At 62.3% G+C, this 14,231-nt stretch carries 10 protein-coding genes and 3 pseudogenes; 2 read left to right on the plus strand and 11 right to left on the minus strand.

Translation table 11 applies throughout. The features are described 5' to 3' along the window. Window positions 1-99: 99 nt before the first annotated feature. The 8 genes and pseudogenes from LJU32_07820 to cpaB form a co-directional block, all read right to left on the minus strand. Complete coding sequence (locus LJU32_07820; GenBank protein WKV90140.1) at window positions 100-372, minus strand: DUF3613 domain-containing protein; 273 nt, start codon at window positions 370-372, stop codon at window positions 100-102. Further along, window positions 369-1,103: a tetratricopeptide repeat protein gene (locus tag LJU32_07825; protein ID WKV90141.1), complete on the minus strand. Its 735-nt coding sequence runs from the start codon at window positions 1,101-1,103 to the stop codon at window positions 369-371. Before LJU32_07825 ends, LJU32_07820 begins: the two co-directional genes overlap by 4 nt. 23 nt (window positions 1,104-1,126) lie before the next feature. Further along, window positions 1,127-2,011 (minus strand): type II secretion system F family protein, encoded by an 885-nt coding sequence (locus LJU32_07830; protein ID WKV90142.1) that lies wholly within the window; start codon window positions 2,009-2,011, stop codon window positions 1,127-1,129. Window position 2,012: 1 nt separating this feature from the next. Beyond that, window positions 2,013-2,896: pseudogene (locus LJU32_07835) on the minus strand (type II secretion system F family protein). Between the two features lie 17 nt (window positions 2,897-2,913). Further along, window positions 2,914-4,182 carry a CpaF family protein gene (locus LJU32_07840; protein ID WKV90143.1) on the minus strand — a complete coding sequence of 423 codons (1,269 nt, stop codon included), beginning with the start codon at window positions 4,180-4,182 and terminating at the stop codon, window positions 2,914-2,916. Continuing rightward, the gene (locus LJU32_07845; GenBank protein WKV90144.1) at window positions 4,179-5,369 is read right to left on the minus strand and encodes a pilus assembly protein; all 1,191 of its coding nucleotides are present in this window, start codon (window positions 5,367-5,369) and stop codon (window positions 4,179-4,181) included. The genes LJU32_07840 and LJU32_07845 overlap by 4 nt, the downstream gene beginning before the upstream one ends. Continuing rightward, a pseudogene (locus tag LJU32_07850) lies at window positions 5,366-6,582 on the minus strand (type II and III secretion system protein family protein). Before LJU32_07850 ends, LJU32_07845 begins: the two are co-directional and overlap by 4 nt. Before the next feature lie 20 nt (window positions 6,583-6,602). After that, window positions 6,603-7,543, minus strand: a pseudogene (gene cpaB / locus LJU32_07855) (Flp pilus assembly protein CpaB). A 336-nt stretch (window positions 7,544-7,879) separates the two neighbouring features. On the opposite strand from cpaB, the gene LJU32_07860 reads away from it, so the two are divergent. Continuing rightward, entirely contained in the window at window positions 7,880-8,086 is a 207-nt protein-coding gene (locus tag LJU32_07860) for a Flp family type IVb pilin (protein WKV91059.1), read from the plus strand. A gap of 71 nt (window positions 8,087-8,157) precedes the next feature. Next, window positions 8,158-8,565 carry a response regulator gene (locus LJU32_07865; protein WKV90145.1) on the plus strand — a complete coding sequence of 136 codons (408 nt, stop codon included), beginning with the start codon at window positions 8,158-8,160 and terminating at the stop codon, window positions 8,563-8,565. Between the two features lie 1,129 nt (window positions 8,566-9,694). Here LJU32_07865 and LJU32_07870 read toward each other — a convergent pair. The 3 genes from LJU32_07870 to LJU32_07880 form a co-directional block, all read right to left on the minus strand. After that, window positions 9,695-10,057, minus strand: a complete 363-nt coding sequence (locus tag LJU32_07870) for a DUF6124 family protein (protein ID WKV90146.1) — start codon at window positions 10,055-10,057, stop codon at window positions 9,695-9,697. Between the two features lie 518 nt (window positions 10,058-10,575). Then, window positions 10,576-12,246: a ShlB/FhaC/HecB family hemolysin secretion/activation protein gene (locus tag LJU32_07875; GenBank protein WKV90147.1), complete on the minus strand. Its 1,671-nt coding sequence runs from the start codon at window positions 12,244-12,246 to the stop codon at window positions 10,576-10,578. Between the two features lie 133 nt (window positions 12,247-12,379). Further along, the gene (locus tag LJU32_07880; GenBank protein WKV90148.1) at window positions 12,380-13,936 is read right to left on the minus strand and encodes a collagen-like triple helix repeat-containing protein; all 1,557 of its coding nucleotides are present in this window, start codon (window positions 13,934-13,936) and stop codon (window positions 12,380-12,382) included. Between the last annotated feature and the right edge of the window lie 295 nt (window positions 13,937-14,231).

Genomic DNA, 14,231 nt, shown 5'->3' on the forward strand with positions numbered 1-14,231 from the left:
TTATCGTTCTTCGCGAGCAGGCTCGCTCCCACAGGGAAATGCATTGCAAACTGTGGGAGCGAGCCTGCTCGCGAAGGGGCCTTCAAGGGCACCACCAAACTAATTCTTGCTCTCGATCTTCCCGCCCGCATCCGGATCATAAAAATCCGGGATCTCGTACTGGTATTTCTTCAGCCAGCGCTGCATCGCCAGTTCGCGTTCAGTGGCGGTGGCGCTTTGGGGTTTGGGTGAGGCGGCTTTGTTGCGGCTTTGCAGGACCAGCCAGCCTTCGGTTTCCTGCTGCTGCGCTGAAGCCGGGCCGGTGTCGATGGCGTGGGCGCCGAGGGGTAGGGTGAGCAGGGTCAGGTAGCACAGGCCTTTGCGGATGGTCATGGCTGTCTCCTATTCGAGCGTCGGCGGTAGGGGGCGATGAAGGCGGCGACGCGGTCGCCGGGTGTGGCTTTGGCGTGGGTCGGGGCTTTGAGTTTTTCCGCGCGTTGCTGCGCTTCGGTGAATTGTTCCGGGGTCAGTTTCGAGCGGCTGACGACCTCTGCGGCTTGGGGCCAGTCGTTCTGGTAGAGCAGCAGGGTGACCATGTTCAGCGTCGCCAGTTGATTGTTCTGGCTCAGCTCGATGGCGGTGAGGAATTCGAATTTCGCTTCGTTGAGGCGCAGTTGGTTGAGGTAGACCACGCCGAGGTCGTTGCGGATTTTTTCGTCGGTCGGCGCCAGGCGCGCGGCGCGTTGCAGGTGGGCCTGGGCCTGGCCGTTGTCGCCACGGGCGGCGTAGACCTGCCCCAGGCCATGTTCGGCCTGGGCGGTGAGGCAGCCGCCGAGCAGGCTGCGGTAGAGCGGCTCGGCTTCGCTGCGACCAAGCAGGCGATAGACCTTGGCTTTGCGCAGGCGCACTTCGCTGAGGTTGTCCGGCAGGCTTTGCAGATTGGCGAGGCTGGCGTGGAGCTTGCCGTCGCTGGCCAGATCATCGGCGAGGTTCAGCGACAGTTCCTGCTCCGACGTGAGTTTGCTGCAGCTGGACGGCGACAGCAGCGAGGTCCACGGCGCCTGGCCGTCCGTAGCGCAGCCGCTGAGCAGCAACAGACTTGCCATGACTATCAGTACTTTCATCTAGCGCTCTCCATGAGCCAAGGTCAGTTTGCGAAGGCGCGGGCGATGGCGGTGAAGCCCGGGCCGGCCAGTACGATCAGCAGGGCGGGAAACAGAAACAGCATCATCACCACCGACATCTTCGCCGACATTTTCGAGATGTATTCCTGCAGCCGGGTCAGGCGTCGGTCATCCAGTAATTGCTTGAGCGCCAGCAGTGATTTCATCGCACCGCCGCCCTGGTGGATCAGTTGCTGGAGGATCACGCAGGTGTCGGTGAATTCGTCCACCGCGAGCATCACCGCGGTCTTGTTCAGCTCCTGACCCAGCTCCAGACCCGAGTCGACGCGGCTGAGGATCAGGCGCAGTTCGCTGGTCAGCTCCGGCAGCAGTTTTTGCGCTTCGACGCTGAGCACGCGCAGCGCTTGTTCCACGGCCATGCCGGATTCAAAGAGGATGCGCAGCAGCGGAATGAACGTGGAAATTTCCACGGCGATGGTTTTCTGTCGGCGGGCGGCGGCGTAGGCGAGCAGGCGTTTGGGCAGTAGATAGCCGCCGCCTGCGGCGAACATCGGCGCCATCCAGCGGTGGCTGGTCTGCGGGAAAAACACTTCCTGCAAGAAGATCGCCAGCCCCACAGCGAGCAGCGGCGTGCCGATCTGGCAGGCGGCGAAGAGCGCGCGCTCGTTGGCGCGGCGCCAGCCGAGGCGGCCGAGCAGGGTCTGGGTTTCGCTGTCGATGCTCACCGAGCCCCGGCCGAAACGGCTGTTGCCCAGCGCGCGCAGCCAATGGCCGAAACGGTTTTCCCGGACCAATTGGCCATGCAAGCGCTGATGCACCTGACGCACGCGGCGGCGCTCGGTGAGCAGGTGATTGCCCAGCAATAACAGCGAACCAAGGAGCAACAACAACGCCGCGAGCCAGACCATCTCAAACGCTCCGCAACATGCGCCACAGCGCCAGACTGCCCAGCACCTGCAACGCGGCGGCGCTGAGCAGCATGGTCTGGCCGCTTTCGTCGTGCCACATGCCGAGCATGTAGCCGGGGTTGGTCAGCATGAAGTAGCTCACCAGAATCAGCGGCAGCAAACCCAAAACCCAAGCGGTCATGCGCGTTTCCCCGTCAACGCGCGCAACTGCCGCGCGCCCTGGTCGCGCTCGCGGATCAGTTTGATCAGGTTCTCCAACAGCTCACTGGCATTGCCGCCGTAGCGGTGATTGACCTTCAGGCCGAGGGCGAACATGCGCAATTCGTCCTGCTCGTAGAGCTCGGCAAAATCGCTGACCGCATCGGGCAGGTTCACCCCCAGTTGCACGTTGCGCTGCACCCGGCCCATGGCCGCTTTCAAGGGATCTTCACTGGCCTCGATGCCGCCCAGCACCGCATCGCTCAGCGTGCGCCCGGACTTTAGGCTGCGCACGGTATGGTCGAGCAGTTGCGGCAGTTGTTCGATCATGCGGCGGATCCGCCGTCGGTAGCGAATGGCGATGTACAGCCGCAACGCCACGGGCGGGACGATCATCATGATCAGCAGACCAACCCAGCTCCCGAGCAGAAATCCCAGGCCCATGGCCGCCGCCCACAGGCTCAGCCACAGGCCGAAGCGCTCGCTCGGCTGACCGAGGCCGGCACGCAAAAACATGCGCTCCAATCCCACCCATTTCGTCTGTTCCACGGCCAATTGCGGTTGCCCCGCAGCGAGTCGATTGAGGACTTTTTCCGTCGCGGTCTTGCGCAGGCCTTGCAGGAACAGATAGATCGACAGCCCGAGCAGCATCAGGCAAATGGCGATAAGAATGATCGGTCCCAGCATCTGCGTGCTCCTCGCCGTCAGCCCAGGTGAGCGTCTTGGCGCAGCTTGTCGCCGGCCGGGTTGACCGCTTCGCGCACAAAGCCGAACCCCGTGCGGCGGTCGAGGCGGAACAGGGTGTTGGTGACGTAGACGTCCTCGCGGATGCCGACCACTTCCACCACTTCGCTGACGCAGCGCCGGCCATCGGGCATGCGCGTCAGTTGAATGATCACGTCGAGGGCGGCGCAGATCATCTGGCGCAAGGTGCGTTCGGCGATCGAGCGCCCGGTCAGGCCGACCAGCGTCTCCAGGCGCAGCAACGCGTCCTGGGCATTGTTGGCATGCACGGTGCTCATCGAACCGTCGTGGCCGGTGTTCATCGCGGTGAGCACGTCGACCACTTCGACGCCTCGGATCTCGCCAAGAATGATCCGGTCGGGACGCATGCGCAGGGCGTTGCGAATCAGGTCGCTGGCCTTGACCTCGCCATGCCCCTCGGCATTCGGCGGACGGGTTTCCAGACGCACCACATGCGGATGGCCGAGCTGCAGTTCGGCGACGTCTTCGATGGTCACCAGCCGTTCGTGCGGGTTGATCAACTGGCTGAGGATGTTCAACAGCGTGGTCTTGCCGGTGCCGGTGCCGCCACTGATCAGGATGTTGCAGCGCCTGCCCACGGCGTTCTGCAGGAACTCGAAAATCGCCAGATCGATGGTTTGCATCGCCATCAGGTCGGTGCTCTTGAGCATGTCCTTGCGAAACTTGCGGATCGACAGGCACGGGCCGTCGAGGGCGATCGGCGGGATGATCGCGTTGACCCGGCTGCCATCGGGCAGGCGCGCATCGACCATCGGCGAGGACTCATCGAGGCGTCGCCCGAGCGGTGCAAGAATGCGTTGCATGACGCGCTCGACGTGATGCGCATCGATAAACCGCAGATCGCTCTGATGCAGTACGCCGTCGCGCTCGATGAACACCCGGTGCGGACCGTTGACCAGAATTTCCGTCACCGACGGGTCGCGCAGCAGAACTTCCAGTGGGCCGAATCCGGTGAGTTCGTCGACGATTTCTTCGCCGAGGCGCTCCATCTCGTAGCGCGAGATCGCCAGGTGCAAACGCGCGATGTATTCGGCAACCTTGTCGGTGACGAACTGCGCCAGTTGCTGGCGTGAACCTTCCAGCAGGTTTTTCCCTGACTCCTCGATGGCGTCGATGATGTAGCGGTGCAGGACCAGTTTCAGGCCTTCGTGATCGCTGTTACCGATCGCTCCGCGTGGCGTCGCGCCAAAGAGTTTTTCTGCGCTCATGAGTGACCTCGCAGACGATCAAACCAGGTGACTTTTGGTTTGCTCAAGCCTTCGGAACGCTTGGCCAAACGTTCGCCGAGGGCGCGCAGGCTCTGGGTGAGTTTCTCTCGCGGCGCCAGTTCGAACAGACTCACGCCTTGGTTTTTCGCGTTCAGGCGCACATCGGGACTGAACGCCAGCACGGCGATGACTTCCAGATTGAAGGTCTTGCCCAGGGTATCGGCATCCGGCGCAACGTTGCTCAGGTAGCGATCGATCAGCAAGCGCCCGTGCTCGAGTTTCATGCCTTTCTCGCGCCACTGGTTGAGCACGGCGAGGTTGCGTCGGCAGTTGAGTACGTTCTGGTCGGTGTACCACAGCAGTTTGTCGCAATGGCTGACGAAGGTGCGCAACGCTTCACTGTCGGCCTGCCCGGTGAGGTTCACGACAATGTGCTGGAAGTGCTGGCGCAGGGCGCTGAGGAGCATGTACAGCTCGGCGGCACTGGTGGATTCCAGCGGCTCGTCGCTGTTGGCGTAAGCAAGAATTCGCAGGCCGTGCTCGGCGCTGGTGAAAGCGCTGTCGATCAGCGTGGCGTCGAGGCGGCGCAAATGACGCAGGGCATCGCCGAAGTGAAACGAACTCTCCAGACCCAACAGCGCGAGGCTGTCGCCACGGGGCAGGCCAAGGTCGAGCAGCAAGGTTTGCTGGCCGCTCTTCTGCACCACCATGGCCATGTGATTGGCGAGCAAGGCACCGTCGGAACTGCTCTGCACGCCGTACATCACGGTAAGCCCGCCGAGCTGGGTATTGGGCGCAACTGCCGGCAAGCGCTTACTCAGGCGCCGCACCAGCCCGGCCACTTCGCTGGAACGCGAGCCATAGGCGACAAAATCCCGCGCACCGGCGCGCATCGCATTGAGCACCAGCTGATTGTCCATGCCGTCGCCGAGAGCAACGATCGCCAGCATCGGCTTGGCTTCCAGCGCACCTTCGATCAGCGCACTCTGCGCGACGACGTGCTCGCGGTCGAGACCGACGAAGACCAGATTGGCGAACGTTACATCGACCAGCGCGAGCAGTTCGTCGAGGCTGCCGGCACCGGCGCTGATGACCTGGCCGAGTGGCGCGAGGGCGCTTTGCAGCCATTCCAGATCGGTGCTGTTGCGGGTGATGGCGAGGAAGGTTTGACTGAGATTCTGGTTCATTGCGACAACCCGCTGCGCTTGTCGAAGTTACCGTTCTCGAGGAAGAACATGCGATAGAAATTCGGGTCGTAATTGCGCAGTTTCTCCCCGGCAACGACGGCAGTCGCGCGTCCGCCGCCAATGGCTGGACCAGATGCGGGGTGACGATCATCAGCAGTTCGCGCTCTTCGCGTTTGATCTGCGAACCCTTGAAGAACGCCCCGAGGATGGGAATGTCGCCCAGGCCGGGAAACTTGTTCACTTGCGAACTGTTGGTGGTGCTGATCAAACCGCTGATGACGAAACTCTCGCCATCACCCAGCGACACGCTGGTGTCGGTGCGGCGGATGGTCAGCGCCGGAACGGTGGTGCCGGCGATGTTCACCGCGTTGGCAAAATCCAGTTCGCTGACCTCCGGGGCGACCTTCAGCGCGATGCGGTCGCGGCCGATGATGGTTGGCGTCAGGGTCAGGCGGATGCCGAATTCCTTGTATTCGATCGACACGCTGTCGCTGCCGGAACTGGGCACCGGAATCGGGATTTCCCCGCCGGCCAGGAAGCTCGCACTCTGCCCGTTCAACGCCACCAGACTCGGCCGCGCCAAGGTGTAGGCGAAGCCGCTGGTTTCCAGGGCGTTGATGATCGCCATGGTCTTGCCGCCGACCCAGGAGAAATTGAACAGTGAGTTATCCACCGGCAGGCGCGGCTGCGGCGCGCCGTCGATCGGTGGCAGCGTGCCGGGCGAACCGAACAGGAAATTGCCGCGCGTGCCGATCAGCGACGCCGTGGCTTCCTTGAGTTTGGTGCGGCTGACTTCGACGAAGCGGATGTCGGTCTGCACTTGCGACGGCAGCGTCGGATCGTCCGACGGCACGCTGCTGGTCAGCGCCGTGGTCGCCGCGCCCTGGACGAAGACCATGGCTTGCTGCGGCTGCGCCGAGCAGGCGGTCCAGACCATCAGGCTGGTCGCGCCGGGGCCGACGCCCGTGAGCAAGAAGGACGAGCCGCCATTGGCATGCACGTCGGCAATTTTCGGGTCGCCGACCGCCAGCCGAGTGATTGCCACCGGTGACTGCATGTCCTGCTGGAAGCCTTCACCGATCTCGATCACCGAGGGCAGGCGCGGCAGTGCCGAGCAATTACCCACCGCCGCGAAGGCGCTGTCCATCGTCAATCCCAACAACAGCAAGGCCCGGAGCGCCGGTTTCAATGTCGGTCTGAGTCGACTCTGCATGCACGTGAATCCTTGCGCAGTCATGGGGTTTGTTGGCTGATCTGGTTGCCGCGAATGATTTCCACCGCACGCCTGGACACCGCGCCGGCACTGGCGCTGGCAGGTGCTTTTGCGCGCTGCCCAGGGCGAGTTGAGTGAACTGGAAGAGCTGGCTGTTGGCGCGATCCAGGTGCGCGGGCGATTGCGCTTCGCCGGCCCAGTATTTGGCCAGCCGTTGTTCTTCGCTGCTGCGCACCGCGAGACGCAAGGTGCCGACTTGAGTGGCGAGCATCAGGCGGCTAAGCAGTTGTTCCGGCACCGCCAGCACCACGGTGCGGGCGGCGATGCGGCGCTGGTCCTGTTTAAGTTTTTCTTCGGCGCTGAGGTTGGGGGATGCCGGTTGGCCGTCGTTGGTCAGGCCGTACTGATCACCGATGCCGAGCACGCGCAAAGCCGGAACGGCGATCTGCGCCGACTGCTGCAGATTGCTCGCGTCCTCGCGCAGATACAGCAGCACATCAACGTAATCGCCCGGCAGCAATTGCCCGGCGCCGCCGATCACTTCATCGACGGCCACGGTCAGTGCGCGCTCGTCGCGGCGAATCATCCGTGCCAGCGCACCGCCGGCCTGGAAGCTTTCGTCATTGAGCCAGGTGCCAGCGCTGAGGTGGCGCCAAGGTGTGCGGCCGACTGCCTGTTCGATGCTGGTCAGGCTGCCGGCCGGTGCGCTGCGCAGTTTTTCCACGGTTACATCGGTGGCGGTCAACGGCGTGAACGGCGGTACATCGTGGAGCAGCACCACCACCGGTTGGCGGGTCTGGTCTTCGGCAATCGCGACAGTCTGTTCAATGCTGACCGCTGGGGTGACGGGCGCCTCAGCGACCGGGGCCGGCTGACGACTGAGCACCAGCCCCCAGTAACCGACAACAACCGCGCCGAGCAACAGCAACGCGGCGAGGCCCATGGTGACGCGACTGTTCATGACGGCTCTCCCTTTCCTGCTGCACAACCGATTGCATTTGCTTGCGAAAGGCGGACTGCTTCGGCAGCTATGAACATGCAACTATTTCGCTATTTCCAAGCTAGCTGATCCAAGCAAAAGCGCCATTAATGACAGGCAAATAACCCACCAAAGTGTGAGTCCCGGCCAATTAACAGCAGGAAATGGCCGGGACACATTGGGATTAATGCTTTGTGATTAATGCGTTCTTACAGTTGTTGGGAGGGGTTTGTTGACAATGCTCAGGTGGCACGGTGGAACCATGCCGCGGTGGTGATGTCGGCGCCAGAGGCGCGAAGGAGTGGACCTATGTTTCGTATGACTTTTGATTATGTGATCGCCAAGGCTCGCGCGTTTGCCCGCAGTGAAGAGGGTGCTTCGGCGATCGAGTATGCGATTGTGGTGGCGATGGTGGCGGTGGTGGTTGTGGCATTCGTTAGCCCGCTTGGCGACAGGGTGTTGGCGATTTTCAACAATGTTCTGACGTCGCTCGATGGTACGGCTGTTACTCGGCCAACACCCTGAGGCTTGTGAACACTGCACCTGACTGATATCGCACTACACTGGATTTATCTTTCAGTATTCAGGTATTGCCTATGAACGCGCCTTCGTCGTCCCGCCAACAACTGCTTCTGGTTGATGATGAAGAAGACGCGTTGCTGGAGTTGGCGGAGTTGCTGGAAGGGGAGGGGTTTGTCTGTCATACCGCGACGTCGGTGAAGCTGGCGTTGCATCTGTTGACCCGGCATCCGGATATTGCTTTGGTGATTACTGATTTGCGCATGCCCGAGGAGTCGGGCATGTCGTTGATCAGGCGGCTGCGTGAGCATACGTCGCGCGAGCATTTGCCGGTGATTGTGATGTCGGGGCATGCGGATATGGAGGATGTCAGCGATATGTTGCGGTTGCAGGTGCTGGATCTGTTTCGCAAGCCGATTTATCACGTGAGGTTGTTGGAGACTCTCGATAATTTGTTTCCCAAGCCTCGGGTTGAGGCTGGGTGAACTCGGCGGCCTTTGGGCCGACCGTGTTGGTGGGGGTTTGGTGAATATCCGTTGCTGCGGGGGTTGCTGATTACGGTTCCGCCCTTACGGCGGGTCACCTTTTTCAAACGCCAAAAAGGTAACCCAAAGGCTTGCTCCTACGTTCGGCCCTCGCAGGCTCGGGTTCCTTCGCTCCGGGACTGATCCGGGCGCAGCGGCTCCGGTTTGCTTCGCTGCACCTCCTTCCGCTGTGTCTGGCTGCGCCAGACGGTCGCTGCGCTCCCACGCCCGGATCAATCCCTCCGCTCAGCCTTCCGACGTCGCCGGTGGATCAAGATCAAGAGCACGCGAGCTTGCGCTCATTGTTGAGTGGGGCGGCTTCGCCGCGGGCAGCTGCTTTGCTTTTACTTTTGCTTTTGTGGGAGCGGGCCTGCTCGCGAAGGCGGCCTGCCAGCCGACCAATTTCTTCCTGATGTACATCAATCCTGTGGGAGCTGGCTTGCCAGCGAAGGCGGCATGCCAGCCGACCTGTTTCTCGCTGATGTACTCGATTCAAACTGTGGGAGCGAGCCTGCTCGCGAAGGCGGCCTAACAGCCGACCTGTTTCTCACTGAACGCATCCGATCAAACTGTGGGAGCTGGCTTGCCAGCGAAGGCGGCCTGCCAGCCGACCTGTTTCTCGCTGATGTACTCGATTCAAACTGTGGGAGCGAGCCTGCTCGCGAAGGGGCCTGACAGCCGACCTGTTTCTCACTGAACGCACCCGATCAAACTGTGGGAGCTGGCTTGCCAGCGAAGGCGGCCTGACAGCCGACCTGTTTCTCACTGAACGCACCCGATCAAACTGTGGGAGCTGGCTTGCCAGCGAAGGCGGCCTGCCAGCCGACCTGTTTCTCACTGAACGCACCCGATCAAACTGTGGGAGCTGGCTTGCCAGCGAAGGCGGCCTGGCAGCCGACCTGTTTCTCACTGAACGCACCCGATCAAACTGTGGGAGCTGGCTTGCCAGCGAAGGCGGCCTGCCAGCCGACCTGTTTCTCACTGAACGCACCCGATCAAACTGTGGGAGCTGGCTTGCCAGCGAAGGCGGCCAGTCAGTCAACAACGCTCTGCCTGACTCACCACCTGCGCAACCAACCTCTTGCTCTTGTCACTCTGGCACAAGCCTGTCCAGTACGCGGTTGACCGCCAGTTCGCCGAGCATGATCACTTGCTGTATTCCCAACAGGGAGCTGCGCTGCGGTCCATCGATAAAGCCGGCCAGGTCGCTGGCCATGATGCTCGCCGAGGCCAGTGATTCGCAGGCATGGACCAGCAGGGTTTCGTTGTCCGCAGCCGGGTCGACGAGGAACAGGGTGCTGGGTTTGCGCGGTGCGGCGGGGTCTTTGATGAGGCGGGGGTTGAGGTAGTAATCGATGGCGCGGTCGGCGGCTTCCTTGAGCTTTTGTGCTTCGACGAGCGGGTCGGCGAAGGTTGGGTCGGCAAGGGGTGGATCGGGCGTTATCTTTTTCACGGGCTCAGTCTCCTGATGGAGTAGGGCCGCAACCGGTTCGCGACTAAACGAAAGGGAGGCAGCTGCACGCAGGTTAGTCGACCGATGAGCCACGAAATCGGCGCGCCCGAAGGCGCCCTGCGCACAGCCACCATCAAGTGCAGGTATGCAATACCTGGCTGACAGGAACCTGTGCGTCGTGGACAAGCGGGCGACTAAACCCGACCACTGATGAGCAGTGGCAGGCAAACGATAGAACCCGCGCCCCAGGCGCACAAGCCGGCGGATTCTGGCGTAGCTGTAGGCAATGGCGCAAGGATTTGTGGGCTGTTGCGAGGTAACGGGGCGTGTGTTTAAACGGCTGGTTTAAGCGCTGCAATAGACCGGTTGAATAGCCGAACGCTTTCGCGAGCAGGCTCGCTCACACAGCGACGGCGGTTGTACTCAGGAACCGTGAACGCCGCCGAATCTGTGGGAGCGAGCCTGCTCGCGAAGGCGGTGCGTCAGTCAAAAATCCTGACTGACACACCGCTCGACCATCACAACTGATAACTGAAACTGATGCTGTACCGAGGCTTGCGGTTCAACGTGTCCAGCGCTTCATCGGACATGGCCTTCGCCACTTCCAGGGCGACGTTGTAGTACTTGGCATCGCCGAACCTCAGTCCGAGCGCGGTAGATGACAGGTTGTTGGCCTGCACCGGCAGTTGGTTGAACCAGCTGCGCGAGCGGTCGATTACTACGTAGGGTTGCAGGATGCGCACCCAGTTGCCGTCGCGGTTGAAGCTGTAGTTGACCTCGTAGGCCACGCCCCAACCCTTGTCGCCCGAGGCCTGGTCGTCGGGGTAGCCACGGCCGAAGTTCTGCCCGCCGAATACGGCGCGTTCGCTGTCGGGCAGGGTGTCGTCGCTCCAGTAAAGCGCCGCCGAGAGCACGCCTTGCCAGTTGTCGAGGAACTTGTCGCTCTGCACGCCGGACAGTCTGACGCGGAAGAAATCCAGGTCGATGTCGTCGTAGTTGGTGTGCGCGCCGAGGCTGTCGAAGCCCTGGTAGACGCCGGCACTGAGGATGCGCAGTTGGCGGGCGTCGGCCTTGCGCCAGTCGCCTTCGAAAGCCAGGGCGCGGACGTCGGTGCGCAGTTCGGTGCTGAAGGGAAAGTTGATGCCGTCATAGCGCGTCTTGTCGTCGACCGCATACAGGCGCGAGCCGGCGGTAAGCAGTTCGTTGGCGGAGGCGATCAGGGGCGTGCTGAAGCCGATCGAGTAGCGATCGTTCTCGCGGTGGGTACTCAGGCGTCCGCCACCGCCCACCAGCACTTCGGTGTCCGGGTCGGCGCGGTAACGCGAGGCCGAGACGTTGAGTTGGGTGCCCTCGGTATCGAGGAACTGGCTGTAGTCGAGACGGTAGTAATGCTCTTTGTCGTCGCCTGGTGGGAACAGGCCGCTGAGGCTCAACTGTTCGCCCATCGACGTCTGCGAATTGCTGCTGACACCGAGCAATGCCTGTGGGCCGTTGCGGTTGTCTTCGGTGGTGCTCAGGGTGCTGGTGAACGGTTTGCGACTGGCCTGGGCAACCAGGGTGGTCGCGCCATCGGTGGTGCCCGGCGGTGGCACTTGCGCTTGGATGGTCACCCCGGGAATGCGGCTCATCAGCGTGGTGTAGCGCTCGAAGGTCTTGCGCGTCAGCGGGCGTTCGGCCTGGATCTTGGCGGCGAGTTTGTCGAGCAGGCCTTTGACCCGGCCGATGTCGCCCTGCATCTGGATATCGCGCACGTAGCCCTCGACCAGCACCACCCGCGCCACGCCGTCATCGAAGTTCTGTTGCGGCAGGAACGCGTAGGACAACAGGTAGCCGTCCTGCTGATAGCGACGGGTGATGTTGCGCGTGGCTTCGATCAGTTCGGCCAGGCTGGCCTGGCGGCCGATCAGGGGCTTGTAGATTTCCGCGAGTTCGTTGAGCGGGTAGATCGTGCCGCCTTCGATCTGCACGGTCTTCAGGTTGACCTTGGTTTCCATCAGCAGTGGCTGCGCGGCGGTCGCACCCGGGTCGGGCACTTGCAGTGGCGCCGCGCTCGGGCGATAGGCGTCGGCGGGCAGGTTGGGTACGGGCAGGTTGCGGATGGTTTCGTTGCTGTTGAGAAAACTGGGCAAGGTGTCGGCGAGGGCAGCGGAACTGAGGCTCAGGCACAGCAGGGATGCCAGTACGCGCATAGGACACTCCATGGTCAGAACACAGCACAGGGCAGGTTTTTCCTTAGAAAAAGGCGGAAGACTCGTGGGAATCTTCCGCCCTCAACCAAGCGTAGGCGCTGTAGGTAAGGCCGTCGAATCGGCCAGGTGCAATTCAGCGTTTGTTGCCGCCCAGCGCGCCGGTCAGGCCGCCGAGTACCCCGCCCAGACCGCCAGTTGTGCCGCCAGTGGCAGTGCCGCTGTTGACCAGACCACCGACCGCTGCCACGGTGCCGCCAACGTTGGTGACCAGACCGCCGACGGCAGTGGTGACCGGATTGTTGGTGGCGGCAATCGCCCCGCCGAGGTTGCCGACTGCGGCGCCCACCTGACTTGTGATACCTGCGACCGGCGTGCCGAGACCGGTAGCGGCGCCGACCTGTTGAGTCACAGTGGTGACGGCGCTGGTGACCGGATTGAGACCCGCACCGACGGCGGCGCCGACGCTGGCCAGCGGCGAGGTGGTTGCAGTGATCGGAGTGCCCGAGCCACCGAGTACGGTGTTGATCGACGCAATCGTGTTGCCCAGCCCGCCAGCAGTGACGCCGCCGGCACTGACTACACCGCTGGTGCTGCCGGCATTCAGGCCGCTGCCAACGTTGACCACCGCACCCCCGACGGTTTGCAGCAGGCCGGTACCGCCGAGGCCACCACCGATGCCGCCGATGCCGCCAGTACCCGAGCCAGTACCATTGGATACCAGACCGCCCGCTTTGCCGGCTGCCGTGCCGGTATTGCTCAGGGCGCCGCCGAGGGTGTTGGTCAGGGCATTGCCGCTGCCTGCGTCGGTAACTTTGCCGCCGAGGCTGTTTACCGTTGCGCCGACTTTCGCAATCGTCCCTTTGAGCGGATCACCCAGGCCGGTGGCATCACCGAGTTTGTCGGTGGTGCTTTCGACCATGGCGATCACCGGCACCAGACCGCTGCCGAGCTTGTTGGTCAACTGGCTGGTCGGGCCGCTGGTCAGTGAGGTGTTGAGGGTGTCGCCAAGCATGGTGACTTTTTCACCGATGCCATCGACCAGCGGCACTACTTTGGTCACGACGCCACCAACCACGGGAACGCTACGGGTCGCAGTGTTCAGTTTGACGCTGAGGTCCGACACGCCGTCGCCGACATCGGAAACCACACCGCCAACCGAGGCCACGGTGGTGGTCAGGCCATTGGGGTCAGTGGCCAGTTTGCCGATGCCATTGCTGACACCATCGCCCAAGGTACTGACGACGTTGCCGGTGGTGTTGGCAAGGCTTTGCACGATACCGCCAGCGACTGGAACCGTGCTCAGCGAATCACCGATCTGGCCGACGCCATCACCGACACCGCTGACGGTTTTGCCGACGTCCTGCACCAGCGTTGTGGTCACCAGCGATGGTGTGGTCGGGTTGGTCGGGGTGGTGGGATCGGTCGGATCCGTAGGGTTGGTCGGATCGTTGCCGCCGCCGGTGCCGCCAGTGCCACCGGTTCCGCCGCCGGTGCCACCAGTGCCGGCAGTATCGCCGCCGGTTCCGCCGCCCGCGCCACCGCTGCCATCGGTGCCTGCCGTGCCGTCCGCCGTCGAGCTGCCCGAACTGCTGCGATGACCGCCACCGCCGCTGCTGCAGCCGACGAGGCCGACCGAAAGAATCAGTGCCAGCGCGATTGCCGATTTGGACCACATCACTTGAGTTTTCATGATTGAGATTCCTGCACCTGTCACAACGTTACGTTGCCTTCGATGGCTCGCCGATCTGTCGTCGGCGATGCCTCGTCCGTGGCTGTAATCTCAGTCGACGGCAGGTTTTTCACCATTCTCAAGTTGGTATTAACCCCTTTATATAGAGGGCTCGGCGCTATGCCGAAGGACTAATACCCCGGTAATAAACGGGCAAAAAAAGCCTTGAAATTCAAGGCTCGGTTTTTTCAAAGCGGCGGGCAGGGCGCGGAAAAACTTAAGTGATATATACACAATTAACGGGTTTTTCCGCCCC

The organism is Pseudomonas sp. B21_DOA (assembly GCA_030544685.1).
GTDB classification, from domain to species: domain Bacteria; phylum Pseudomonadota; class Gammaproteobacteria; order Pseudomonadales; family Pseudomonadaceae; genus Aquipseudomonas; species Aquipseudomonas fluorescens_AO.